Below are 23501 nucleotides of genomic sequence, written 5' to 3'. Positions count from 1 at the left end.
CGTCCCCTTCGTCTAGAGGCCTAGGACACCGCCCTTTCACGGCGGTAACAGGGGTTCGAATCCCCTAGGGGACGCCATTTATTGGTATGAAAGAGGCAGTATAAGCGAGACAAAATATCTTAAAGCGTGTGATGGAATGTGTTTTAAGATATTGCTCTTTAATAATCTGGAACAAGCTGAAGCTGAGGCGATGAAGTCATGCGTGATGAAAATTAGGCGTGTGTCGTTGTGAGAACTCAGTACCCGAAGACAATTTCGGGTTGTAAGGTTAAGTAATGAAGCGTACAGGGCGGATGCCTAGGCAGTCAGAGGCGAAGAAGGGCGTGCAAATCTGCGAAAAGCGTCGGTAAGCTGATATGAAGCGAGAGAGCCGACGATCCCCGAATGGGGCAACCCAGTGCAATAAGTTGCACTATCGTTAGATGAATAAATAGTTTAACGAGGCGAACCGGGGGAACTGAAACATCTAAGTACCCCGAGGAAAAGAAATCAACCGAGATTCCCCTAGTAGCGGCGAGCGAGAGGGGAGCAGCCCAGAGTGTGTATTGTTAAGAGTGGTTAGGGGAATGACCTGGAAAGGTCGGCGATAAAGGGTGATAGCCCCGTACCTAAAAATGCGCTGACATTGCACTCAAAGAGTAGAGCGGGACACGAGAAATCCTGTTTGAAGACGGGGGCCCATCCTCCAAGGCTAAATACTCCTGACTGACCGATAGTGAACCAGTACCGTGAGGGAAAGGCGAAAAGAACCCCGGCGAGGGGAGTGAAAGAGACCCTGAAACCCTGTACGTACAAGCAGTGGGAGCCTTGAATAGGGTGACTGCGTACCTTTTGTATAATGGGTCAGCGACTTATATTTTGTAGCAAGGTTAACCGTTTAGGGGAGCCGTAGGGAAACCGAGTCTGAATAGGGCGACGAGTTGCAAGGTATAGACCCGAAACCCGGTGATCTAGCCATGAGCAGGTTGAAGATAGGTTAACGCCCGTTGGAGGACCGAACCGACTTATGTTGAAAAATGAGCGGATGACTTGTGGCTGGGGGTGAAAGGCCAATCAAACCGGGAGATAGCTGGTTCTCCCCGAAAGCTATTTAGGTAGCGCCTCGTGAGATTATCTTCGGGGTAGAGCACTGTTTCGGCTAGGGGGCCATCCCGGCTTACCACCCCGATGCAAACTGCGAATACCGAAGAATATATCACGGGAGACACACGGCGGGTGCTAACGTCCGTCGTGAAGAGGGCAACAACCCAGACCGCCAGCTAAGGTCCCGAAGTCATGGTTAAGTGGGAAACGAAGTGGGAAGGCGAAGACAGCCAGGATGTTGGCTTAGAAGCAGCCATCATTAAAAGAAAGCGTAATAGCTCACTGGTCGAGTCGGCCTGCGCGGAAGATGTAACGGGGCTAAACCATGCACCGAAGCTGCGGCAGTGGTGATTACAGATGTAATGACTGTTGGGTAGGGGAGCGTTCTGTAAGCCGCAGAAGGTGAATAGAGATGTTCACTGGAGGTATCAGAAGTGCGAATGCTGACATAAGTAACGATAAAGCGGGTGAAAAACCCGCTCGCCGAAAGACCAAGGGTTCCTGTCCAACGTTAATCGAGGCAGGGTGAGTCGACCCCTAAGGCGAGGCTGAAAAGCGTAGTCGATGGGCAACAGGTTAATATTCCTGTACAGTTTGTTATGACGAAGTGGTGACGGAGAAGGCTATGTTATCCGGGAGACGGTTTACCCGGTTCAATCGTGTAGGGAGTGCAGTTAGGCAAATCCGGCGGCACACAATCTTGAGGCGAGATGAGGAGGTACGTAAGGTACGTAAGTAACAGATGCCCGGCTTCCAGGAAAAGCCACTAAGTGAGATGTAACAGACGATCGTACCCGAAACCGACACAGGTGGTCAGGTAGAGCATACTAAGGCGCTTGAGAGAACTCGGGTGAAGGAACTAGGCAAAATGGTGCCGTAACTTCGGGAGAAGGCACGCTGATGTAGGTGAGGCACTGAGAACGTGCTGAGCGTATGTGAGTCGCAGAGACCAGCTGGCTGCAACTGTTTATTAAAAACACAGCACTGTGCCAACACGCAAGTGGACGTATACGGTGTGACGCCTGCCCGGTGCCGGAAGGTTAATTGATGGTGTAATCTGCGAGGAGAAGCGCTTGATCGAAGCCCCGGTAAACGGCGGCCGTAACTATAACGGTCCTAAGGTAGCGAAATTCCTTGTCGGGTAAGTTCCGACCTGCACGAATGGCGTAATGATGGCCAGGCTGTCTCCACCCGAGACTCAGTGAAATTGAACTCGCTGTGAAGATGCAGTGTACCCGCGGCAAGACGGAAAGACCCCGTGAACCTTTACTATAGCTTGACACTGGGACTTGAGAACTAATGTGTAGGATAGGTGGGAGGCGACGAGATGTGGACGCCAGTTTGCATGGAGCCGTTGTTGAAATACCACTCTTTATTTTTTGATTTTCTAACTTAGCGCCGTGACCCGGCGCAAGGACAGTGTCTGGTGGGTAGTTTGACTGGGGCGGTCTCCTCCTAAAGCGTAACGGAGGAGCACGAAGGTTAGCTAATCACGGTCGGACATCGTGAGGATAGTGCAAAGGCATAAGCTAGCTTGACTGCGAGAGTGACGGCTCGAGCAGGTACGAAAGTAGGTCTTAGTGATCCGGTGGTTCTGAATGGAAGGGCCATCGCTCAACGGATAAAAGGTACTCCGGGGATAACAGGCTGATACCGCCCAAGAGTTCATATCGACGGCGGTGTTTGGCACCTCGATGTCGGCTCATCACATCCTGGGGCTGAAGTAGGTCCCAAGGGTATGGCTGTTCGCCATTTAAAGTGGTACGCGAGCTGGGTTTAGAACGTCGTGAGACAGTTCGGTCCCTATCTGCCGTGGGCGTAGGAAGATTGAGGGGGTCTGCTGCTAGTACGAGAGGACCGGAGTGGACGCATCGCTGGTGTACGGGTTGTCATGCCAATGGCATAGCCCGGTAGCTAAATGCGGAAGAGATAACCGCTGAAAGCATCTAAGCGGGAAACTTGCCCCGAGATGATTCTTCCCAGAGATAGTAATCTCCGAAGGGACGTTTAAGACGAAGACGTAGATAGGCTGGGTGTGTAATTGCAGTGATGCATTGAGCTAACCAGTACTAATGACCCAGGAGTCTTAACCTTACAACACCGAAGTTGTTTTATGTTGATTCAGCTTGCTTCTAGAAGCAGACATGTTGAGAGAGACATGTTGAGAGAAAGAATTTGCCTGGCGGCCCTAGCGCGATGGTCCCACCTGATCCCATTCCGAACTCAGAAGTGAAACATTGTAGCGCCGATGGTAGTGTGGGGTTTCCCCATGCGAGAGTAGGACACTGCCAGGCATCCATTTTAATTTATCAATGCGGAGCATTGATAATATAAAAGAATCGGTGGTGCGGTAGTTCAGTTGGTTAGAATACCGGCCTGTCACGCCGGGGGTCGCGGGTTCGAATCCCGTCCGCACCGCCACCCTGTCTAGGGGCGTAGTTCAATTGGTAGAGCACCGGTCTCCAAAACCGGGTGTTGGGAGTTCAAGTCTCTCCGCCCCTGCCAAATATGTCAAATAGGAACCCTTTGCGTAAGCGAAGGGTTTTTATTTGATGGCTAGAAAGTTATTGGTTTGAGTTATTAAGAAGTTTTCTGTAGCCATGTGGGGACATACTTATTTTCTTTTTTTTGTTTAGACAAAACTGATGGATTTTGCAATGGCTCGAAATAATACCACCGATTGAGGGTAGTAGCATGGGAAATGACGAAATACTGAGTGAGCAGCGCAAAGAAACCCGCTTGATCATTGAAAAATTGTTGGAAGATGGGAGTGATCCACATGCGTTGTATATCATTGAACATCATTTTTCTATTCCACAATCCCGAGATGTATTGGAAAGGGTAGCTGTAATGGCGTTTAAATTATGTTACGAAGTGACCGATATAGAAGAGCTACAGGTTGAAGACGGTTCAGTTGTGCTATGTTGTGATGTTATTAGTGAGCTCCCTCTCGAAGCAGAATTAATCGATGCTCAAGTAGAACAATTAGTTATGTTGGCTAAAGAACATGATGTTGACTATGATGGCTGGGGAACCTATTTTGAAGATCCTAATGATGAAGATGATGAAGAATTGTTTGATGCAGAGGATGATGGTAGGCGTCATTAATAAAGATCCTATTCTAAACGAGAGTGTTAGAAATTCTGTGTCATTCTAGTAAAATACTTCGAAAAAGGAATGACACATGCCCCAGCACTTTGATTTGAATAAAGCCCTGAAAGCTCTTCAAGATGGTCAAGCACTCACGGGCAAAGACGGTATCCTTATATCTTGATTATTAACTTTCAAAGGTTGATGATCCCCAACTGATCATTGGGATGTCACCGGAGAGTTTGTTTGCGCCCTTAGGCTTAAAGCTTGTGCAGTCAGATAAAACCCCGGTGACATATTTATCGTCGCCTGTAAGACCGAACGGTATCTTGTGCTAAGAGCACGTATTTATAAGGAAGGTCGGGGCGATCATTTAATTATCTGTTTTTCATGGGAGAATCAGCCATGGACAAGACCTCAGTGGGTATTGATGTTGCCAAATTAAAATTCGATGTTGCAGTGTGGGTAGAGAGAAAAAAGTATAAAACAAAAGCATTCCCGAATACCCCCTCTGGATTTAGCCAACTACTGAAATGGCTTATCCCTTACGGGGATTGTCATATTTGTCTCGAAGCCACAGGGAGTTACAGTGTTCCACTGGCTATGTTCTTAGTTGATAATGGCATTGACGTCAGCCTAGAAAACCCATCACGTATTCATGCCTTTGGTGAGAGTGAACTGAGTCGGAACAAGACGGATCAGGGGGATGCAAAAATGATAGTGCGCTACTGCGCACTGCATACACCTGTCCTCTGGACTCCTCCTCCCTTGAGCGAACGTCAATTAACCGCGCTAGTACGCCATCTAAAGAGTTTAGAGGAAATGAGGCAAATGCAAGAAAATCGGCAATCAGTGGCTGACGATGTCGTTCAATCCTCACTGCTTGAAATCATTTCTGCACTTAAACAACAAATCCAGGCCACCAAAGAAAAAATAAAAAACCATATCGATAACGATCCTGACTTAAAGAAAAATAAAGCGTTGCTGGAGAGTATTCCTGGTATCGGTGAAATACTAAGTGCCAGTTTGCTGGCGTATGTGGGTAATGTGTCAAAATTCACTAACAGTAAGGCAGTGGTGGCCTATGCCGGGCTTAACCCAAAACTTTGTGAATCAGGTTTATTTAAAGGACGGAGCCGCCTATCAAAACGGGGTCATACCGAGCTCAGGAAAGCGTTGTATATGCCCGCTCTGGCTGCCCTTTCTTGTAATCCGATAGTGAAAGCACAGTGGCAACGACTCGTATCACGCCATAAAGGGGGTAAAATGGGCGTCTGTGCAGCAATGCGCAAATTACTCCAACTGGCGTATGGTGTGCTGAAATCAGGCATCCCATTCGATACAAAAATAGCACTTGCATCATGATGGGCAAGACGGTATCTGACCTGGAAAATATCAAGAAACGCCTTTCTGCCTTGGAAGCCAAAGTAGCGCAGGAGGGGTACTTACTGACGGAAGCCCAACTGCAAGCATTAGAAAAAGTGCAGGATAAACGAGAAGCTCATGGACAAATTGAAACGCAACATCCGGGCTATCTCGGCTCTCAGGATACTTACTACGTGGGGCACATTAAAGGTGTGGGTAAAATGTATCAGCAGAGCTTTGTTGATACCTATTCCAGAGTCGCTTTTGCCAAGGTCTATACAGAAAAAAATGCCTTGGTTGCCGCAGATATGTTAAACGATCAGGTGCTGCCATTATATGATGAGCAAGCGGTTCCCTTATTGCGTATCCTGACCGACAGAGGGTCAGAATACTCGGGGAAAAAGGAAACCCATGCGTATCAGCTTTACCTGGAGCTAGAAGATATCGAGCATACGCGGACCAAGGCATACAGCCCGCAGACTAATGGTATCTGTGAGCGGTTTCATAAGACGATGAAAAATGAAGGCTATGACGTGATGTTTCGGCGTAAAATTTATTCATCATTGGAAGACATTCAGCAAGACATCGATAAATGGCTCGCATTCTACAACAGAGAGCGACCTCATTCAGGCTGGTATTGTTATGGCAAAACCCCCTGGGAAACTTGGATTGCATCAAAAGAGTTAGTAAAAGAAAAACAACTCGATAATTTATTTGAACCATCGCACAGTCAGACTACTCTGACAAATTCGATGGCTTAGCTTGTGTCTGTCAGGTTAAGTTTGAGCTACTACATTTTAACATAAAGACAAACATCCCTAATGCCATCATCATGTTGCTGTTTCCTTAATCATTATCCTGGTAGCGGCTGTTGACTTGTGCTCTGGCTCGGCGCTCTCGGGCATCTAGCTGACGGGTGACTTCCCGCGCGATATCCTGTGGGCTGTGGTTGGGCTGGGTGATGATCTGGATCGGGGCATGAATCGATACCGGTGTGGTTTGATGGTAAGTGGCATCAGTAACCGAGTGGGTGCGATACTGTGTCGCCGGTAAGCTTTGGGGGTGTAGCGGTGCTGCGGTGGCCTGATAGCCGGTTAACATCATGCTAGCTGTTGCCGCCAACGCAGCGGTTTTTTTACGGCTGGTGATGTGCGCAGAACCGGAGACGATTTCTGCCCCTTTTTCACCGACAATACCCCATTTCCCCCGTGGAATATGACCCCCTGTGTCGTATTGCCCTGCGTAGCTCCCTTTATACGATTGGTAAAGCGGGGCGGTGTAATGAGGGCGAGGCAGTACGGGTTGTGTGGCCGCTATCTGGGGTAATTTTGTGGATTTGGCTTCAATCACGCCCAATTTTTCCAGTAACCATGACACACCGTCCATTAACCGTTTGAGCGGCGTCAGAGCGAGCGTGATACCTGCGGCTAAAGCGTCGCCAAATTTTTCCCCCTTGGCGGCCGCCATCTCTAATGCTTGCGCACTGGCTGTGATTGGACTGAGCAGCTCGCTCAACCCGCGTAACAGTGCCCTGACTTTTTCTGTCAGCCAGTCAAATAGCGGTTGTAATGGAGCAAACGCCTCTTTAATCGGCGCGACGGCTTGCCTAAATCCTTCGACCCGTCCACGTAAGAATGCCGTCATCGGCTGCCAGTAACGGGTTAAGGTGAGTGCCGTGCCCGCTATCGCTGCTATAACGAGTCCCATCGGACTCAGTAACCCTATTAGCGCAGCAGAGAGTAGACGTAGACCGGTTTGCAGTAATGGCAACGAGGAACGCGCCAGCCAGGCAACCCGCTGGCCTGTTTTGTGTAATCCATGAGATAACACGGGTAACAGTCGTATCCCCAGTACGGAAAAGGTTAATTTTAACACTGCCAGCGGGGCTAACAAGGCTGCCACCGATAAGGCCAGCGTCGCAACACCGACGGTGAATACGGCCAGCACAGTGGCGATTTTCATGAGGGTGGCGGCCAGTTTCGGGTTCTCTTCTACCCAGTTGCGTATTTTGCGGGTAACAGTTTTCATTTTCGCTATGATGTCCAGCAGCGGACTGCGCAGGGTTTCGCCCAAACTGCTAACGGTGTTATGGGTACTGGTTTTGAGCAGCAGCCATTGTGCAGAGAGCGAGTCTTTATCAATCTCCGATTCCCGCTGCATGGAACCGGTCGCTTTTTGACTGCGGGTGAGGGCGAGTTGGCGGCTGAATTCTTCAATATTGAGTCCCAATTTTGTGGCATCATTACCAAACTGTTTACCAAAAATCTGCGTCATATTAACTAATTGCTGGTCTTTGGGCAGTGTTGTGATTTTAGCCAACACTTTTTGCAAGGTACCCACCGCATCATCAGCAATACCCCGTTGCAGCGCCTTCCCGTCGAAGCCCAGGCGGTCAATCGCCTCTTGAAAGTCTTTGGCTTTGATGGTGGCTATCCCTAGTTCACGCACCATCGCTTTGCTGGCGCTGGCGGCAATTTCCGGGGTGGCACCCAGCGACAAGAAAGCGGAACCCAAGGCAGCGGCTTGCCTGAAATCCATTTTATCGGCCACATCGCCCATCCGTTTGAGCACATCGATGATGTCTGCCCCTTTAGATTGGGTGTTATCATCCAAAAAATTGAGGGTATCGCCCAAGGCTTCAATGTTTTTGATCGGAATTTTATACAATCCGGCGATTTTTCCCAGGTCTTCTGCCAGTTCACCGGCCGGTAATTCAAACGCTTTGGCGGCTGTGCAGGCAAAATTGAGCAGGTTATCTTTTTGCTCTTGCCATGAGGCGCTACCCTGCGTGACGCCCATGCGGGCACCCCCTTCCACCAACGCGGCAAAATCAACGGCACCCTGTTCCATCGGTTGCTGTTCTGCTGTGTCTTTGATGGCCTTTTGCAGCTCATGGAACCGTGAAGTACGCTGGCCGTTGTCGGCACGTAAGCCACTGACCTGTTTGGCAACCCCTTTCATTGCATCTTCAATATCACGGTAGCGTTTTACCGTAGCCAGCACCGGCAGGCCCATCGCGATGCCGGCTCCCGTTGCCGCCACGCCCGCGCCTGCCAGTCGATGACGGGTGTCACGCAGCCTATTGTAACGGGCTTTGGCGGCTGTCAGCCGCTGTTGCTGGTCTGCCGCCTGTTTGAGTCGGCGTGTCTGTTGTTGTAAACGTTGCGTGTAACGGTCCGTTTCTCTGCTGATACGCGCTGTCGCCCCGGCACTGTCTTTTGCGGATATCCCCATGCGGTAGAGTTCAGCCCGTACTTGCTGTAACTGTTGGGTTTCACTGCGTTGCTTCTGTTCTAGCTGACTGACGGCTTTCCATTGTGCGTCTAAGGCTTTTGTCTGTTTTTTCGTCGGCGCGGTTAACCCTGACATTTCCTGCGTCATCAGCTGAGCGTTGAGACGGGCGCTGCCTAATTCAGTGGACACTTTTTTCAGCGAGGCTTGCAGCGACTGAAAGGCGGTGAGTTTGCTTCCTGCGGTGTTCAGCTGCCCCAGGGCATCGCGCGAGGATTTCACCGCCGCTGCCAGCTTTTTATGACCGGCCTGCATCGTTTTCAGGGGACGAGTGACTTTGTCTACCGCACTCATCACCACCTGTAATCTGAGGTTTTTGTCACTCATCTTGTGCACCACGGCGAATAATGGCTTTCTCACGCCAATCCAGTAATTCGGTTAATGTCATGCTGCCAGTAACGGACGGCGGCCAGTGAAAAAGCATCGCAATGTCAGCCATGAGATCTTCTACCGTTAATCGGGCTGGAAACTGGACTTCACCGACTTCGGTAACAAAAAATAGATCAGCTCGACACTGAGGCGATACAAATCCGCCGGGTTCAGTGCCATGATGTCACTTTTTGTGAGCGCTGGCGTGGTAACACGCGGTAAGACGATCATCAATGCATCGACATCGGTTTCTAATAATGCTTGAATTTTTGCTCCGCGTAAGGCACCTGCCAAGGGTTTACGCACCGTGATGTCATTGAGTGTGCTCTCCCCTCTGACCAGCGGGGTATCCAGTGTCACGCTGGCCGAGGTTTTATTTTCTTCCGATGGGGTGATAATAACATCGTTGTTTTGTGTTGCCGTGGGTTTGCTCATGTTTTGCTCCAAAAATAAACAAGAATGCGATCAGGTTCGCAGACTACACTGTAACGTCCTTTAAGAATGTGTTTGCCGTGTGAGGCAAACCCTAATTTATTTAAGGGTAAATCAAAATCTGCACGGCTCCCTCATCAGGAGGTTACTGTGTGAACCGCGACTTACAGACCGATTGCCCGTCGGTGTTCTTGCAATAAATCGTTGCCATTCGAGATTTCAATCATATTGAGGGTGTCAATTTCGACAATCACCTCGTTATTTATCGTCAATTTGTAGTAGGTGTTTTTTGATGAAATCTTGGTCTGTGAGTTATCGCCCTGTTTGTAGTCACCGCTGTCAATTTCCTGATGACGCCCGCGCGTCACTATCTCGATGGATGTGATGTCACCGCTATCATCGCGTTGCAATGAACCGGCGAAGCGCAGTTGCACGCCGTCGATTTTAGCACTGCCCCATTGTCGGTAAAGCTGGGCTTCAACACCACCAATTGTCCACTCCATGTCGATTGCGCCTTCTTCCAGCCCTAAATCAATTTTAGCGCTGCCGTTCATGCCACCACCACGGTAGTCTTCCAGTTTGCGTACCAGTTTGGGCAAGGTGATCGATTCAACAACGCCTTGATAATTATCGCCGTCGTTAAACAGGTTGAAATATTTGAGTTTGCGTGGTAATGCCATAGTGTTCCCCCTTAAGTGCCCTGTTGTGCCAGATTGATAAGATAACGATCAGTAATGCGTTGACGGAGCAGCAGATTTTCCAGTGGGGGCACCGCTGTGTAGTCGTAATCAATCACCAGTTTTCCGGCCTTAAGGGCGTCTTTGTCGTTGCGGGTTTCATCGAACCAGCAGCTACCGTCGATAAGATGACCCGCTGATTTCAGTGTGCGAAAGGTGGCGCTGATGCTTTCCACGATATCCTTGATTAATGAGGGATGTATCGGTTTGTCTACTGCCCACAGGTGTGCATCCGCTAAGGTATCGGCCAGCACCTGTGCCGTGCGGGTGTAATTTTCAAACTGAAACAGCGGGTCATCAGAGCAGGTACGTGACCCCCAGAAGCGGTAGCCGTCTTTGCGGATCAGCGTGGTAACGGCATGCTGATTCAAGAGATTGGCATCGGTCGCGCTGTTTTGTAAATCCCAATAGACATCGGCAGAAATGCCGGTGACACCGTTGATACCGACGTTAGAAAGCGTTTTGTGCCAACCGGTTTGCTGGTCTATTTTTGCTCGCAGCCCGAGCGCACGCGCGGTAGCAAAGGCGGTGGTTTCCGCGTGGGTGACGCTGTCCCAGCTGAGAAAATCAGGCCAAATCAGCATAGCTTCACGTTGGCTGAAATTTTTGCGGTAATGGATGGCCTCTTCTTTGGTTTTACAGCCGTAAGCACTGAGGTAAGCGAACCCTCGCAAGCGTTGGGCAAGGGCAACCAGTTCGCTGGCAACGGCCTGGGTGTCATGACCCGGAACGCCTAAAATACGCGGTGTCACCCCACATTGGCCTTGGGCGGCGAGCAAGGCGTTGAGGCCGGTTTTGCGCCCCTCAGGGGTGCTGCCTCCGATGATATTCGAAGTCGTTTCGGCTTCATTGTCCCCCTGTGCGACACGAACCACCACAGTGAGTGGCTAAGTTTGATCACTGATGGCCTCCAATGCTCGGGCTAAGGTGCCGGTTTCACCGGCTTTGCCACTGGCGGTGAGGACATCGGTGAGCAGGATCGGGGTATTCAGTGGGAAAGTTTTTGCATCGGCATCGTCAGCGGTACAGACCATGCCGACAATCGCGGTGCTAATAGGGGTGACAGTGCGGGTGCCTTGGTTGATTTCCTGCACACTGACACCGTGATGATAAGCTTGCGCCATGGGGCGGATCTCCGGTTACGATTTCCGCTAGTGTGAGGGGTTTGGGGTGGCTTGCAGGGGAGAGACGTTGTGTGAGGGAGGGAACAATACCGATTCATCACCCTGCTGACGCGGATAATTCATGTTGTTCCTTGGCCGGAATGTAGCGATAAAGCGTCTTGGGTGAAACTCCCAGCACGATTGCCACGTGACGTAATGGGGTACCCGTGGCAAAGAGTCGTTTTGCTGTTTCGATTACTTCGGGGGTCATCACCCGTTTTCTACCGCCAATACGCCCCTGCAACCTTGCCGCCTCTAAACCGGCTTTTGTGCGCTCAACAATCAATTCACGTTCCATTTCAGCCAATGCACTCATCACATGAAAGAAAAAACGTCCCATTGCGGTACCGGTATCGATATTGTCTGTCAAACTACGAAAATGGATACCTTGGCTCTTCAACTGTTCAATCAAGGAAATTAGGTGATGGACACTACGACCCAGTCTATCGAGTTTCCAGACAACCAGTGTATCGCCGGCAGAAAGTTTTTTAAGCGCTTTCTTTAATCCAGGGCGGTTCGTACTGGATTTTCCGCTTATTTTATCTACAAAAATCTGTTCACAATTGACGCTGATTAACGCATTTCGCTGTAATTGTGTATTTTGGCAGGGCTTACGCATCAAAATCACCCTCTATTTTTTATCGTTCCTGAATAACAAATGCTCCATATATTCATCATCCCAGCCAGCGCATTTACGTCGTCCACGTAAGCTGGCTTTGTTGGCAGTATCCTTTCGCACGATGTTTAATGCCATTTTGCGCAATAATGCAAAGGTTCGGGTGGCCACTTTGTCACGAACCCGTGAATCATCCTCTCTAAAGGTGACATCAAGCACCCAATGCAGGCTGTTTTCAATGGCCCAGTGTTTTCTAATTGCCGCGATTTGTATTTCTGCTGCATCATTACAGCTACTCAGATAGTAATGCAGCTCGCACGTTGTTTTATGACGGTGATTGATAGAGCGAATATTTTCAATCAGAATAATATTCCGCAGCTCAGGCCAAGCCTGCAATTCCGCCAGCTTATCCACACAGGGTAAAACCCAACCTCGCCGACGAACCCGCCGCCCGTGACTGTCATCAAAGGCATCATAATCAGGTTTGATGGCTGCTGGAACCGCTATACAGGTTGTGTGACAATAATCTACCACCGCTTTATGGCACTTTTTTTGATTACCTTTCAGCGCCAGAATATAGTCGGCCTGTTGAGCAATAATCTTCTGCGCTATGACCCGCTGACAACCCATAGCGTCTAGAGTCACAATGTTCCCTTTAACTGACAGGCTATCTAATAAAACGGGAAGGGCCGCGATTTCATTGGATTTATTTTCCACCGCCCGCTGACCCAGGCTGATACCTTGCTCTGTAGCAAATGCACTGACCATATGAAGGGGTCCTTGCTGTGCTGCTCTATCAAACGAACCGCGGACGGTTTTACCATCGATGGCCACGACTTCTCTATCAATCGGTAAAAAACAATCCTTAACCCACAGAGAAAAGCGTTGTTCGAAGAGGACTGGGTCAATGATACTAAATACTCTGCGGAAAGTATCATGCGAAGGAAGCCCTCCTTCCAAGGTAAGAAATGTGCTCAGCCAGTCTTTTTTCGAGCGACCGTAAAGGGCTATATCAATCCAGGTTTCTGCTCCAGCTATAACAGCACAAACTGCAATAACCAGTACATCAATAAAACGATGCGCTGTCCGTCCTGCGCAACGCGGATCTGGAAATTCCATGAACGATTCAAATAGCTTATTTAACACAATATTATCCAACAAAGGCAATCAATGGATAAATATCAACTAAAACATATTAATTCGCTAGCTTAACTTTTGATGCGTAAGCCCTGTGTATTTTGGTCATTTGTTGACACCCGAATATAGCCTATTAACACCGTTAGCCTCGTCTAAAAAGCCCGAAAGTATGCCATTAAACAGCGTGTGAGGTTAAAAAAAGTTTCTCAGAAACCTTGGTTTGCGAGAAGCCGCCAAAATGCCTATCGGCACTACACAAAATACCCTCATGAAAGGGGATGATCCCAGAGTTGTGAAATGTGATGTTGATCACATCAACGAGCATGCTTTTTTAGCCGTTAACAAGAACGCGTCTCTCACCGACGTTGCTGGAGAGGCTCCTCAACAACTTCCCGTGGGCATGGGATTACATGCTGGCGGCGATTTTTGGGGAAAATTTGAGGTGGAATTGATGGCGGCCACGTCCGGCGTTGATCCGGCTACGCGCCCAGCCATTGTGCGTGAATTGTTACAGTATATGAACATGGATACTATTCATTTTACCGCTGGCTTTAATATCATGAAGTTAACCATCAAAAAGACCGTCGACGGGTTTGGTTCTTATGTTTTCCATATTCCCAATCAACATATCAAAACAGGGTGTTTTATGAGCTTCGTGCTGTATCACAACATTGTGGGTAATACGGATTGGTGGTGGTGTGACAACGCGGTAAAGGGACGATGGCACCAGAAAACACATCATCTCTTCAGCGGCAAAGCCGCAAGCACCTACCATCGTGGCGGGAAGCTGTCTGATTTATCACGAAAACATGCAGCAGGTGCTTACACCCATGTTGACATTGGCATCAGCGGTAAGCCTACCATAGGCGATGTCCTGTACATCGCGTTGCCACAAGTTATTGCCGGAAAATGGAACCCCGCTCACCGTTGCCCACAGTTTTATAATGTGGGCGCAGGCCTTGGTACATAATGGAGGTATAAAAAATGGATGAAGTTAACACTGATAATCTTAAGCCATCTTTTGCTCGTGATGATGGCTATGTCGTGACCCGTAAAGGTCTGGAATCCAAAGAGACTGTAAAAACAAGAGAATGGATTCGTCAACAGATTGAAACGTTCGCGGATACCCGTTCACGTGAAGGAATTTTAGCGGATGTGTTGGGGTTAATGCTGGTCAATTTCTCGCAACTGACCATGGCGATGGCACAGGCAAAAACGGTGTCAGATATCAAGGCGGCGGCTCAACCCTTGGCCGATATATTCACTGTGATCGATGCAGAAGTGAAAGCGGGTACATTGAAATTACCTTATAGGGTCAAACCTCGCGGAGCACAAGGCGTACTGGCTGATATGAGCCACTTATCGAATGATATTACTGTGGTGTTGCTTACCGAGCAAAAACAGAATCAGTGAAAAAGATATAGCGATAGCTATCTCATTAAAAATCATTTCCACCAATGAAAGAGCGATCTTGCTATTTTAAAACTTATTTACGCCCACATCTGAAACCTATTCCCTGCTTTTTTTTGAATAGGTTCATCAGTTAAGGCATCAAGCAGAGATAGGGCTGTCGTATCACTGCTTTCTTCTAAAGTTATTTTTTTCTTAATAGCATCAATTGATAAGGCATTTATCGGGTTACGGCTATTCACTGTCATTCCTTTTTCTTCAAGAACAAGCTTAACTATTTGCTTTTTTTTATCAAAATATTTGAATAGTACGGTGAAGGGTGTCAGTGGTTTAAACAGTACTTCATTCTCACAAGGATCAGTGGAAAAGGCAGAAATATCGGCGCCAGAGTGACCAAAAATATACATCATCTCCTTGTGTTCAGGTTTGGTGGTGTCCGTTGACCTATCTTCTACAAAAAATTTTGCAGTTTTTTCATGTTTTGAAGTGGAGAAAAAATTTCTATCACCAAGGACGTCTCCCTCCTGAAATTGCTCAGGAGGGCCAGATTTACCAAAAATCACTCGGGAGCTGCGCACCGGCGAACCGCGAAATAGTGGGCCTGGAAACATTGTATTTAAAACCAACTCGCTATCATCAAGATTATTACTACAAGATTCACCTCTATTGCCACCTAACCGAGATAACTGCTCAATACCTTGAGATAAGTCTTGAAAGAAACCTTTCCAAGATACAAAATCTTCCGGTGGAGCATTCAGTCCTACCTTGATTTCTTTATTATAGTCTTCATAAGTATAAAGTATCAGAGCTGAAATTGTGATGAGATTTTCTGAGTTTAAGGGATGACGAGTACTACTACATTTTTGTAAAGCTTGTAAGTAGATATACCTAATTTCAATCGGTTTGATGTTTGGATAGCGCTCTTTTAATCGATTACACTCATTTTTTATATTAATAGAATCGCCCAATACAATCTGCCAATAATACAATTTTAAGCGTATTACGATATCTGCAACAAATTCTTTTAGCCGTTGATAGTTTAAACTGAGCATGCTGGTAGTCTTAGTTTTCCCTTCTGGATACAAGTCAAAGTCATCCAAAGTAATACACAATAAATCTAAATTTGGATCCTCTAAAATAATGGAAGATTTAGAAAAATCTATTTTTAAATCCGCTGCCTCACTGAATGAATAAACAGTTTTATTCCTATGTTCTTCAGGCATCACTAACATTAATTTATCTAAATTTTCACCCAATGACTTTTTTGCTAAATGATTTAAGTTCTCGGTTATACGAATAGTAATTATAGATCCAAGATTGTCATTAAATTTAATTTCAAATATTCCTTCTTCATTAAAGGATGTATCAAATAAATCTTTATATTCTGGTTTGATATGTGAGGCCAGTTTCTGAATGCTGTTTGACAGAGTTATTATCTCCTCTTCATTAAGTAGCCATCTTCTCGCAATTTTTTCTATTGATAATATATCAGTAATATTTTTTTGTGTTTGAGTAAGGTGCTGACTAGGAAAAAAATCCCGGATTTCCGACCATAATGTATCAATTTTTCGGTTCAACACCTTTTCTGGGGCATTTTCAACCTGTAGGTTTTGAGGGAAAACTATACTCATCTTTTTTTATTCTCAGAAAGAACACTAAATTTTTTTCATTATTAATGATATAATATGTATTAGAGCATACGGTATTCCCCTAAATTTATTTCATTAAAATTCAGTACTACTTAGGTAAAAACCAGTGTTATTCCAAGTGTATACCCTTCGCCTTTCAAGTTACTACGGCGTTGGCGGCTCGCACTCATCCCAGTCATGTATACTCCCTGTACACTCCTGGGATTCGATTGATTACGGCCTTGCCGTAACTCGAAATTCATTAGGTATATGTTGATCTCAAATCACCTCAGCACCACCGGCCACTCACTCTCTACCGTCGTAGTATCTAGCCTATTTAACGCCACGCGGTAGTGTTTCCACGTGTTAAGTGCTGCTATTTCATCCTCAGTAGCAATCCCTAACTCCACCGCATCTTGCAGAGGCGCGATTTTCGTCGTCGCTTCTCTAAGTAAATCGCGACGCTTCTCGGCACGTGTTTTCATTCGCTGGGCAGCCAAGGCTTGTTGATGCAACGCGGTAGCCTTCTGCCAGCTGAAGCCCACTTCAGTGAGTTGATATGGATCGGCGGGAACATTAGACCTCTTCGGAAACTCTGATTTATCTAATTTCCATGTTATAAATTGCTGCAATCAGATTAAATCGTAATCCAAAACGTTTTCGCCTGTTTCGATAACGATCTGATACGATTTTAAATCGTTTAATCATACCAATGACATTTTCGTTTAATACACGCTGGCTTGATAACTCACGATTGTTGCGTTTATCTTCTTTTGTTAAGGGATTTTTCTTTGTCTTTTTCTTAGGCAACGCCGAGTTTGAATGGATCTTGCCAAGCCCTTGGTAACCTGTATCTGTCACTGTTTTGATTTCAGGATGTATTCGCACGCCAGACTCTTTGAACAACCTATACCCGTGATCAATGAAGATGCTTGATTTTGAAGTCGATAAGGATCATGCTCATAGCCATGAAAATAGAGCTGACTGCTGACCAGAAAATTACCCTCGAAGCCCAACATTGTCAAAGCCATGACCGCCGTGTCTGTGACAGGATCCGGTGTGTTTTGTTGTCCGCAGACGGCTGGACTCCCCCTATGATTGCTCACTCACAGCTCATTAATGAAACCACGGTGCGGCGCCACCTTACAGACTATCATAAACTCAACAAGCTCAAGCCTGAAAATGGCGGCTCCGATGGCTATCTCAATGCGGAACAGACCACGTCGCTGGTTGAACATCTCACCCAGCAGCTCTACCACCACAATCACCAAATTGTGGCGTATATCGCTGGAACATCACCTTTACCGTATCAGGTCTGTATAAAGGGTTGAAGCAGCATGGCTTTAGCTATAAAAAGCCGAAAGGTGTTCCGCATAAATTTGCCGTTGAGAAACAGCAGCAATTTATAAAGACCTACAGCGAATTGAAAGACGCCGCGGGTAATGACCCCATACTGTTTATTGATGCCGTTCATCCGACACAAGCCACCAAAATAAGCTACGGCTGGATACGAAAAGGCCAGGATAAAACGATAGAGACCACCGGGAGCAGAACGCGGTTGAATATCATGGGAGCCTTGAACATCCAGAATGTGGCTAACCCCATAATCCGTGATGATGAGACGATTAACAGCGAAAATGTGGTTCACTTCCTGTCTGCCATTCGCGCGCATTATCCCATCACGACAACGGCACATGTGATCCTCGAGGGTGCAGGCTATCACCGTTCACAGCTTGTGCAAGACGCCGCGCTTACGTTGAATATCCAGCTTCATTACCTTCCGCCGTATAGCCCGAATCTAAACCCGATAGAGCGATTGTGGAAGGTGATGAATGAGCAAACACGAAACAATAGATATTACCCATCTGAACAGAGTTTTAAGAACGATATCTTAAACTTCTTTGAGGTGAAGCTACCACAAATGGCAAGTTCTCTGGTATCTCGCTTAAACGATAATTTCCAGGCGCTAAATCCTGCATCTTGATTTCACTTGGGTATATACTCAAGGGCCATTAATAAGCGATCTTCTAAACCCAGCTTGGGTTTCCGACCTCCTTTCCCTTGCTTACATTTATCTGCTTCATTCAATATCTTTATCATCTTTTCAAATGTACTGCGTTTAACTCCGGTTAAGCGCCGAAATTTTTCCTCTTCCAATACCTTTATTTGTTCATATTTCATGGGGGCTCCTTGTTCAGGAGATTTTTACCAACATTCCTACATGAATGCTATAGCAGGCGCCGTATCAGTTGATTATGAAAATCAGAAATAACATATTGATATTAATTAATATTTATTAACAAAAGTGATCACGTTACATGGCGCCTGCTATAGTTTCCGAAGAGGTCTATTAATGTCTCCTCGTTAAAGAAGAAAAACTGACCCATCTCAGACAGCTATTCATCACAGCCGTCTATTTTCAAGCTATAACCTGTGCACCAGGCGGCCTGGGTTTTATCCAGTATCACATCACGTAAGGGGGCAGCCAGTTCTACCCGCTGTACCCCCTTGACATGCAGGGCACCATAAATCGCCGACAAACGGATATCACGCCCTAAACGACGTTGCGTACTGATATAGGCAGTGAGACGATTTTCGGCAGCCATGCGGATCGGTTCGGCTTCCGGTTTAGGGTAGAGCGTGAGCGTGGCATCAATGCGGTAATCAATAATGGTTGCCGATTGTACGGTGAGGCGATCAGCGACGGGGCGGATGTTTTCATCATTGAGTGCGCTGTTAACCCGTGTTAGCAGGTCTACCGAAGCAATACCGTTGTTTTCTCTGGATAATACCGTGATGGTCACGCAAGCTGGCGAGGGACTGATGGCGGAAGCATCGGCTACACGGCCATCGGCACTGAGAGCGTGAAATTCGTAAGCACCGGTCGAACCAGCAACACTTAAGCCTTCAAAGGCCTGTTGAATGCGAAGGCGGAAATCGGTGTCATTTTCTGTTATCAACGCCAGCGGCGGGATAACGTCAGGATTGGCTGCTTGAAGGATTAAGCGTTTAACCTGGTAGTTGGCGCCAATCTGATCGAGATCGGCGTCTTTGGCATAGGCCAACAGGGTGGCTTGCGCGGCTTCGTTGATCCGTTGGCGTAATAGTAATTCGCGGTAGGTGTTTTCTTGCAGTAGTTTGGTGATCGGCTCGGATTCATAGTTGAGCGTCTGGCTAATCGCTGCTTGCTGTTCCGGGGGAGATAAGGCAATAAATTGGGCTTTACGCTGCTTAAGGAGTGTTTCAAAATCCAGCGGTTCTACCACCTGGGGGGCCGGCAGTAAGCTTAAATCCAGGTTAGGCATTATTTTCCTCCTATCGGTAAGGAGAGCCTGAGAGGAACCCCGGTATCACTGCGATGGCCGCGCAGGTCGATTTGCATGATGCCGTTGATGTCAGAGGTAATGTCGATGGCGCTCAGGGTGAGGCGGTTTTCCCAACGTAATAAGGCACTGTAAATGGCGGCCATCATTCTGAGGCGCAGTGCCGGACTCTGCGGGCTGTCGATCAGGGTTGAGAGCAGCGAACCGTAAGCACGGCGCATCACCCGTGAGCCTTGTGGGGTGATGAGAATGTCACTGATCGATTGGCGAATATGCGCGATGTCGCTGATCGCTTGACCACTGTGGCGGTGCATACCAAGGTACGTCATCGGGGGTTCCCACTGTTATTGCCGCCACTTTTTACCCCGCTGTATTGATGGCGGTGCAGGGTGATACCGTTAGAGGTCAGGTTACCCCCGCTGTGGGTGAATTCTCCGGTGATTTTGCCACCCTGATTAACCTGTAAGCGGTCGGTGATCAGCTGTTGTGTGCAGGTGACAACCGGGGTATCCAGGGTGATGGCACTAGCGGCGGTTATCGTTGCAGTTTTGATGCCTGTTAGCACTAAGTGGCTGGTTTTTGGCTCATAGGCAAAGTGAGCACCGTCCGGGAAAGTCAGCATGATCGCATCCGCTGAAACCGAAGGCGCTGGGTTAACATCGGAAAAGACCGCCGGTAAAACAAATGCGGTGGTCAGTTCGCCACCCAGACTGAGGATCAGGACTTGTTCACCCACCGAGGGTGCAGACTAGCTTTTGACACGCCCTGCACGTAACGTGAGCCAGTTTAGCCAGTCGGTTTCTAAATCACCGGTTTTTACGCGGCACCGTCCTTGAGCCGTATCCACGGCAGATACCGTGCCAATCCGGATCAGGTTTGCCAGCAGGCGTTGATATTCTGCATGATTGAAGGTTTTCATGCCGTCAGTGTGCCGCGTGGGTGACATTCGGGCATGTGATCGGCGTTGTGTGAGGGGTGAGACAGAGGAAGTGAAGTTATGCTCAGAAAATATAAAATGTTATTTTTAAAATAAATTAGCATTTGTGCTAATTTAATGAATAGACTAAAATAAACATTGTCATCAGGGAGAAGGCTAATGTTCGAACTTATTTATCATTCTGAAGCAGTCCAGGAACTTGAGGACTTACCCGCTCCACTTAAAGGTAAAACAGCTTACCTACTTGATAGACTAGAGAAAGAAGGCAATCGTTTGAGATACCCGTTAAGCGATTCATTGCGTGATGGTTTATTCGAACTGCGTGTAGGGGGAGGTGATATCGCTCGAACTATTTACGCCTTTGCTAAAGGTCGTCGAATATACATATTAAGATCCTTTGTGAAGAAAACCCCTAAGACCCCGCCGAAAGAAATGGCAATCGCTTTTAACAGACTCAAGGAGTTTACAGAATGAAAGGTATACGCCACGCAGAAGTTAGAGCTAAATTATTAAGTGATCCACTCTCCTTGCTCGCCTATGAAGAAGCCCACCGCGAGGCAGAACTTGCCCTTATGTTACAAAGTATTAGGGAAAAAGCAGGTATAACCAGAACTGAAATTGCGCTACGCATGGGAGTTACTCCCCCTGTAGTCACCCGGATTGAACAGAATGTGATAAAGGCAAGCATTCACACATTGGAACGTTATGCTTCTGCATGTGGCTCTAAACTGGATATCCGTGCTGTCGATCTTTGATTTTGCCGGTAGGACTGCTTTAACCCACCAGATGTGCCAACGCGAGATCAGTGATCTCGTCAATATCCCTGTCAGTCAACCCCAATAACGGGCGGCTTTCGTAACGTACGGTCACGCCGTTGCGTGTTACTTTATCCCGCAGACCATAATGATGTACCCGTGCTACTTGTGTGACTTGGCTTGCAAAACTCACCATGGCTTCATGGGCGTTACTGTGGCTCTTTAAAAACCGGGCTGTACGTAATTTGCTGAACATTTTGCGTTTAATACGTCCGTTTTTGTCACGGCGTTTTTTCTTGCGCGGTGCAAACGGGGTACCGTCGGGTTCCTGTTGTGCTTGGATGCGCTGTTTTTGCCGTTCCCGTAGCTTTTTGGCTATCTGGCGCGTGAAAGATTTCCTACTGGCTGGTGATAATTGCTTCAACAGGTTGGCGAGTGCCTGGCTGAGCTGATCGCGGGTATTTATTGTTGCCATTGTGCCACTTTTTCCTCTTTGATAAAGAGTTCATAACGGCGGTGTGTCGTATCAGGGTCAGGCGGTTCATCCAGATGGGTGACCTGTAAGACGCCCTGTTCTTCTTTGACGATGACCCGTTCGGTCAGTCTGAGATTAATGCTGATATCACGCAGGCTGTTGTTTAAATGATCGGCTTCAAAGGTCAGTCCTTCTGCGCGGGAGCATGTTGCGCCATGATGTCGGGCTGATGGGTGCGTAACCAGTGTAAAATAGGTACAAACAGGGTATCGGCGTCGTCTGCATAATCGGTGATGATCAGATTGAGGGTGTATTGGTATTCAAAGGACAGGGACGACGCCAATGTGGAGACAATAGCGCCCCGATCAATAAAAATATCAAGCTATCGGGATTTTGTTTGAGATAAGGCACGGCATCTGTCAGTGCCTTTCTTAGCAAAGTGGGTTTTAACATCGCGGGTTATCCTGGGTGAGTTAAGCACACTGTTTGAATGTAAGCCTGTAATCCCGCTATTTGCTGAGTTGCGGTTTTGATACGTTCTCGGAGATGGAAATAATGTTTGATAGCGGTGTCGTTAAGTCTGGCGCGGGTACCATCATCCAGGCGGGCGGCGGTGGCGGCGTGGGGCACGGGTTTGGGGCAAGTGGCGTTGAGCTGCATCCTACGGTGCTTATCATTAACATCACGTTCAAGGGCAGCCAGCTGAGTTTTGGCATCGGTTAATTCCTGTGTATAGTGACTGTCAATGGCCGCGAGCTGTTGGCGCTGTTTTTCCAGTGCCTGGATAAGGGAAAAGGCCGTATCGCGCTCTTGGGTGATTGTTTTGATGGCGATATCCTTTTCTACGGTTTCTTCGTGATAATAAAAAGCCGTGAGGAGTAATCCGCTAAAAATCAGTACCAGTACGCCGGTAACGAGTCGATTAAGCATCTAACCCCCAACAGCTGAGTACACTTTCCTGTGCGCGTCTGAGAGGCTGACCCGCACAGTTATTGGCTCGAATACGGCAGTCTTTGCCACCATCGAAGATCCAGCGTTTAATTTCTGCACAGGCTCCGAGGGTGTCACCGGCATTGAGTTTGCGATAAAAAGTGGACGCCGTGCATTTACCGGCACCGATATTGTACGGGCAGAATGAGGCAATACCGGCTTTCTGCACGTCGGTTAGCGGCACCTTGATATGCTGCTCTACCCAGGCAATCGCCTTATCCACCTCCATTTTGTTAACCTGCTCGCATTTTTCGCGACTGAGTTGCAGCCCTTGTCTCACCGGCTGCCCATCAACCCGCGTCGCACCGCGGCAAATCGTCCACACGTTAGCGCCATCCTGATAGGCACTGAGTCGGTTGCCTTCTTTCTCTTGTAGGAATTGTGCGAGCAGGATCGCAGTACTGGCACCGGCTACAATTAAGGTCTGGATTTTTTTACTCAGTGGGCGCATTCTGACCACCTTGAGTACGTTGTTTACGTTGGCGTTCAGTCAGCTGTTGGCGCTGGAGGTTATGAAGCTCTTGTCGGCGGTGGTCTTCGCGCCGTTTGTAGTAACGGTTATTGAGGTACGTGCCTAGCGCCAACGCGACGCCGATCAGCGTTGCCCAGTCCTGTAATGTCCAGGCACCCAGACAGGTCAGCAGCCACGCTGATGAATAAGAAAGCCAAGAAGTGTGTCTGTCCATGCGGTGTTTTTCCG

20 protein-coding genes, 3 tRNA genes, 2 rRNA genes and 7 pseudogenes are annotated in these 23501 nt (G+C 47.8%); 13 read left to right on the top strand and 19 right to left on the bottom strand.

Features of this window, described 5'->3' with window-relative positions; translation table 11 throughout:
• Position 1: 1 nt before the first annotated feature.
• From CCS41_RS10395 to CCS41_RS10360, 8 genes and pseudogenes are all read left to right on the top strand, one after another.
• Positions 2–77, top strand: a tRNA-Glu gene (locus tag CCS41_RS10395).
• Between the two features lie 189 nt (positions 78–266).
• A 23S ribosomal RNA gene (locus tag CCS41_RS10390) occupies positions 267–3177 on the top strand.
• Positions 3178–3261: 84 nt separating this feature from the next.
• Positions 3262–3377: ribosomal RNA gene (gene rrf, locus CCS41_RS10385) — 5S ribosomal RNA — on the top strand.
• 50 nt (positions 3378–3427) lie between these two features.
• Positions 3428–3504, top strand: a tRNA-Asp gene (locus CCS41_RS10380).
• Positions 3505–3512: 8 nt separating this feature from the next.
• Positions 3513–3588 (top strand) — tRNA-Trp (locus CCS41_RS10375).
• Positions 3589–3777: 189 nt separating this feature from the next.
• Positions 3778–4191, top strand: a complete 414-nt coding sequence (gene rraB, locus CCS41_RS10370) for a ribonuclease E inhibitor RraB (RefSeq protein ID WP_119797561.1) — start codon at positions 3778–3780, stop codon at positions 4189–4191.
• 387 nt (positions 4192–4578) lie between these two features.
• A complete protein-coding gene (locus CCS41_RS10365; protein ID WP_162859989.1) occupies positions 4579–5538 on the top strand; it encodes an IS110 family RNA-guided transposase in 960 nt (319 codons plus the stop codon).
• 17 nt (positions 5539–5555) lie between these two features.
• Positions 5556–6299: pseudogene (locus CCS41_RS10360) on the top strand (integrase core domain-containing protein); the annotation flags it as partial.
• An 85-nt stretch (positions 6300–6384) separates the two neighbouring features.
• On the opposite strand, the gene CCS41_RS10355 reads toward CCS41_RS10360, so the two are convergent.
• From CCS41_RS10355 to CCS41_RS10325, 7 genes and pseudogenes are all read right to left on the bottom strand, one after another.
• Positions 6385–9156: a phage tail tape measure protein gene (locus tag CCS41_RS10355; RefSeq protein WP_119797559.1), complete on the bottom strand. Its 2772-nt coding sequence runs from the start codon at positions 9154–9156 to the stop codon at positions 6385–6387.
• Positions 9149–9268: a GpE family phage tail protein gene (locus CCS41_RS10350; protein ID WP_119797558.1), complete on the bottom strand. Its 120-nt coding sequence runs from the start codon at positions 9266–9268 to the stop codon at positions 9149–9151. The genes CCS41_RS10355 and CCS41_RS10350 overlap by 8 nt, the downstream gene beginning before the upstream one ends.
• A gap of 14 nt (positions 9269–9282) precedes the next feature.
• Positions 9283–9633 carry a phage tail assembly protein gene (locus tag CCS41_RS10345; protein ID WP_119797557.1) on the bottom strand — a complete coding sequence of 117 codons (351 nt, stop codon included), beginning with the start codon at positions 9631–9633 and terminating at the stop codon, positions 9283–9285.
• 161 nt (positions 9634–9794) lie between these two features.
• Positions 9795–10310, bottom strand: a complete 516-nt coding sequence (locus CCS41_RS10340; RefSeq protein WP_119797556.1) for a phage major tail tube protein — start codon at positions 10308–10310, stop codon at positions 9795–9797.
• Positions 10311–10321: 11 nt separating this feature from the next.
• Positions 10322–11491: pseudogene (locus CCS41_RS10335) on the bottom strand (phage tail sheath protein).
• A gap of 97 nt (positions 11492–11588) precedes the next feature.
• Positions 11589–12149: a recombinase family protein gene (locus CCS41_RS10330; protein WP_119797555.1), complete on the bottom strand. Its 561-nt coding sequence runs from the start codon at positions 12147–12149 to the stop codon at positions 11589–11591.
• A gap of 12 nt (positions 12150–12161) precedes the next feature.
• Complete coding sequence (locus tag CCS41_RS10325) at positions 12162–13265, bottom strand: ISAs1 family transposase (protein WP_119797760.1); 1104 nt, start codon at positions 13263–13265, stop codon at positions 12162–12164.
• Positions 13266–13521: 256 nt separating this feature from the next.
• Between CCS41_RS10325 and CCS41_RS10320 the strand changes: the two genes are divergently transcribed.
• The gene (locus tag CCS41_RS10320; RefSeq protein WP_119797554.1) at positions 13522–14253 is read left to right on the top strand and encodes a hypothetical protein; all 732 of its coding nucleotides are present in this window, start codon (positions 13522–13524) and stop codon (positions 14251–14253) included.
• Between the two features lie 14 nt (positions 14254–14267).
• The gene (locus CCS41_RS10315; RefSeq protein ID WP_119797553.1) at positions 14268–14696 is read left to right on the top strand and encodes a hypothetical protein; all 429 of its coding nucleotides are present in this window, start codon (positions 14268–14270) and stop codon (positions 14694–14696) included.
• A 77-nt stretch (positions 14697–14773) separates the two neighbouring features.
• Here the strand turns inward: CCS41_RS10315 and CCS41_RS10310 are convergent, their stop codons facing one another.
• The 3 genes and pseudogenes from CCS41_RS10310 to CCS41_RS10300 form a co-directional block, all read right to left on the bottom strand.
• Complete coding sequence (locus CCS41_RS10310; RefSeq protein ID WP_119797552.1) at positions 14774–16324, bottom strand: ADP-ribosyltransferase domain-containing protein; 1551 nt, start codon at positions 16322–16324, stop codon at positions 14774–14776.
• Positions 16325–16605: 281 nt separating this feature from the next.
• A complete protein-coding gene (locus CCS41_RS17250) occupies positions 16606–16953 on the bottom strand; it encodes a tail fiber assembly protein (RefSeq protein WP_275887658.1) in 348 nt (115 codons plus the stop codon).
• A pseudogene (locus CCS41_RS10300) lies at positions 16922–17254 on the bottom strand (transposase family protein); the annotation flags it as partial. The gene CCS41_RS17250 and the pseudogene CCS41_RS10300, both read right to left, overlap by 32 nt.
• A gap of 35 nt (positions 17255–17289) precedes the next feature.
• Here CCS41_RS10300 and CCS41_RS10295 point away from each other — a divergent pair.
• A pseudogene (locus CCS41_RS10295) lies at positions 17290–18305 on the top strand (IS630 family transposase).
• Positions 18306–18316: 11 nt separating this feature from the next.
• Here CCS41_RS10295 and CCS41_RS10290 read toward each other — a convergent pair.
• From CCS41_RS10290 to CCS41_RS10275, 4 genes and pseudogenes are all read right to left on the bottom strand, one after another.
• Positions 18317–18502: pseudogene (locus tag CCS41_RS10290) on the bottom strand (IS5/IS1182 family transposase); the annotation flags it as partial.
• 215 nt (positions 18503–18717) lie between these two features.
• Positions 18718–19626: a baseplate assembly protein gene (locus CCS41_RS10285; RefSeq protein ID WP_119797551.1), complete on the bottom strand. Its 909-nt coding sequence runs from the start codon at positions 19624–19626 to the stop codon at positions 18718–18720.
• Positions 19626–19973, bottom strand: a complete 348-nt coding sequence (locus tag CCS41_RS10280; protein WP_119797550.1) for a GPW/gp25 family protein — start codon at positions 19971–19973, stop codon at positions 19626–19628. Before CCS41_RS10280 ends, CCS41_RS10285 begins: the two co-directional genes overlap by 1 nt.
• Positions 19970–20563 (bottom strand): annotated as a pseudogene (locus CCS41_RS10275) (phage baseplate assembly protein V). The gene CCS41_RS10280 and the pseudogene CCS41_RS10275 overlap by 4 nt, the downstream one beginning before the upstream one ends.
• A 177-nt stretch (positions 20564–20740) precedes the next feature.
• Between CCS41_RS10275 and CCS41_RS10270 the strand changes: the two are divergent.
• Positions 20741–21055 (top strand): type II toxin-antitoxin system RelE/ParE family toxin, encoded by a 315-nt coding sequence (locus CCS41_RS10270; protein ID WP_119797549.1) that lies wholly within the window; start codon positions 20741–20743, stop codon positions 21053–21055.
• On the top strand, positions 21052–21336 hold the full coding sequence (locus CCS41_RS10265) for a helix-turn-helix domain-containing protein (RefSeq protein WP_119797548.1): 285 nt from the start codon (positions 21052–21054) through the stop codon (positions 21334–21336). The genes CCS41_RS10270 and CCS41_RS10265 overlap by 4 nt, the downstream gene beginning before the upstream one ends.
• A 19-nt stretch (positions 21337–21355) precedes the next feature.
• On the opposite strand, the gene CCS41_RS10260 is transcribed toward CCS41_RS10265, so the two are convergent.
• From CCS41_RS10260 to CCS41_RS10240, 5 genes and pseudogenes are all read right to left on the bottom strand, one after another.
• Complete coding sequence (locus CCS41_RS10260; protein ID WP_420836488.1) at positions 21356–21811, bottom strand: phage virion morphogenesis protein; 456 nt, start codon at positions 21809–21811, stop codon at positions 21356–21358.
• Positions 21799–22264: pseudogene (locus CCS41_RS10255) on the bottom strand (phage tail protein). Before CCS41_RS10255 ends, CCS41_RS10260 begins: the two are co-directional and overlap by 13 nt.
• A 6-nt stretch (positions 22265–22270) precedes the next feature.
• A complete protein-coding gene (locus tag CCS41_RS10250) occupies positions 22271–22741 on the bottom strand; it encodes a lysis protein (protein WP_119797041.1) in 471 nt (156 codons plus the stop codon).
• Positions 22734–23252: a lysozyme gene (locus tag CCS41_RS10245; RefSeq protein WP_119797042.1), complete on the bottom strand. Its 519-nt coding sequence runs from the start codon at positions 23250–23252 to the stop codon at positions 22734–22736. The genes CCS41_RS10250 and CCS41_RS10245 overlap by 8 nt, the downstream gene beginning before the upstream one ends.
• A complete protein-coding gene (locus tag CCS41_RS10240) occupies positions 23236–23487 on the bottom strand; it encodes an HP1 family phage holin (RefSeq protein ID WP_119797043.1) in 252 nt (83 codons plus the stop codon). The genes CCS41_RS10245 and CCS41_RS10240 overlap by 17 nt, the downstream gene beginning before the upstream one ends.
• Between the last annotated feature and the right edge of the window lie 14 nt (positions 23488–23501).

This window comes from Candidatus Fukatsuia symbiotica, assembly GCF_003122425.1.
Lineage (GTDB): Bacteria > Pseudomonadota > Gammaproteobacteria > Enterobacterales > Enterobacteriaceae > Fukatsuia > Fukatsuia symbiotica.
The sequence above is the reverse complement of the archived record's forward strand: the minus strand, read 5'-3'. Positions and strand labels throughout refer to the sequence as shown.

Excerpts from the sequence above, each read along its gene's own strand:
- rraB (WP_119797561.1), top strand. The coding sequence starts at position 3,778 with ATGGGAAATGACGAAATACTGAGTGAGCAGCGCAAAGAAACCCGCTTG.
- CCS41_RS10365 (WP_162859989.1), top strand. The coding sequence starts at position 4,579 with ATGGACAAGACCTCAGTGGGTATTGATGTTGCCAAATTAAAATTCGAT.
- CCS41_RS10355 (WP_119797559.1), bottom strand. The coding sequence starts at position 9,156 with ATGAGTGACAAAAACCTCAGATTACAGGTGGTGATGAGTGCGGTAGAC.
- CCS41_RS10350 (WP_119797558.1), bottom strand. The coding sequence starts at position 9,268 with ATGGCTGACATTGCGATGCTTTTTCACTGGCCGCCGTCCGTTACTGGC.
- CCS41_RS10345 (WP_119797557.1), bottom strand. The coding sequence starts at position 9,633 with ATGAGCAAACCCACGGCAACACAAAACAACGATGTTATTATCACCCCA.
- CCS41_RS10340 (WP_119797556.1), bottom strand. The coding sequence starts at position 10,310 with ATGGCATTACCACGCAAACTCAAATATTTCAACCTGTTTAACGACGGC.
- CCS41_RS10330 (WP_119797555.1), bottom strand. The coding sequence starts at position 12,149 with ATGCGTAAGCCCTGCCAAAATACACAATTACAGCGAAATGCGTTAATC.
- CCS41_RS10325 (WP_119797760.1), bottom strand. The coding sequence starts at position 13,265 with ATGGAATTTCCAGATCCGCGTTGCGCAGGACGGACAGCGCATCGTTTT.
- CCS41_RS10320 (WP_119797554.1), top strand. The coding sequence starts at position 13,522 with ATGCCTATCGGCACTACACAAAATACCCTCATGAAAGGGGATGATCCC.
- CCS41_RS10315 (WP_119797553.1), top strand. The coding sequence starts at position 14,268 with ATGGATGAAGTTAACACTGATAATCTTAAGCCATCTTTTGCTCGTGAT.
- CCS41_RS10310 (WP_119797552.1), bottom strand. The coding sequence starts at position 16,324 with ATGAGTATAGTTTTCCCTCAAAACCTACAGGTTGAAAATGCCCCAGAA.
- CCS41_RS10285 (WP_119797551.1), bottom strand. The coding sequence starts at position 19,626 with ATGCCTAACCTGGATTTAAGCTTACTGCCGGCCCCCCAGGTGGTAGAA.
- CCS41_RS10280 (WP_119797550.1), bottom strand. The coding sequence starts at position 19,973 with ATGACGTACCTTGGTATGCACCGCCACAGTGGTCAAGCGATCAGCGAC.
- CCS41_RS10270 (WP_119797549.1), top strand. The coding sequence starts at position 20,741 with ATGTTCGAACTTATTTATCATTCTGAAGCAGTCCAGGAACTTGAGGAC.
- CCS41_RS10265 (WP_119797548.1), top strand. The coding sequence starts at position 21,052 with ATGAAAGGTATACGCCACGCAGAAGTTAGAGCTAAATTATTAAGTGAT.
- CCS41_RS10260 (WP_420836488.1), bottom strand. The coding sequence starts at position 21,811 with ATGGCAACAATAAATACCCGCGATCAGCTCAGCCAGGCACTCGCCAAC.
- CCS41_RS10250 (WP_119797041.1), bottom strand. The coding sequence starts at position 22,741 with ATGCTTAATCGACTCGTTACCGGCGTACTGGTACTGATTTTTAGCGGA.
- CCS41_RS10245 (WP_119797042.1), bottom strand. The coding sequence starts at position 23,252 with ATGCGCCCACTGAGTAAAAAAATCCAGACCTTAATTGTAGCCGGTGCC.
- CCS41_RS10240 (WP_119797043.1), bottom strand. The coding sequence starts at position 23,487 with ATGGACAGACACACTTCTTGGCTTTCTTATTCATCAGCGTGGCTGCTG.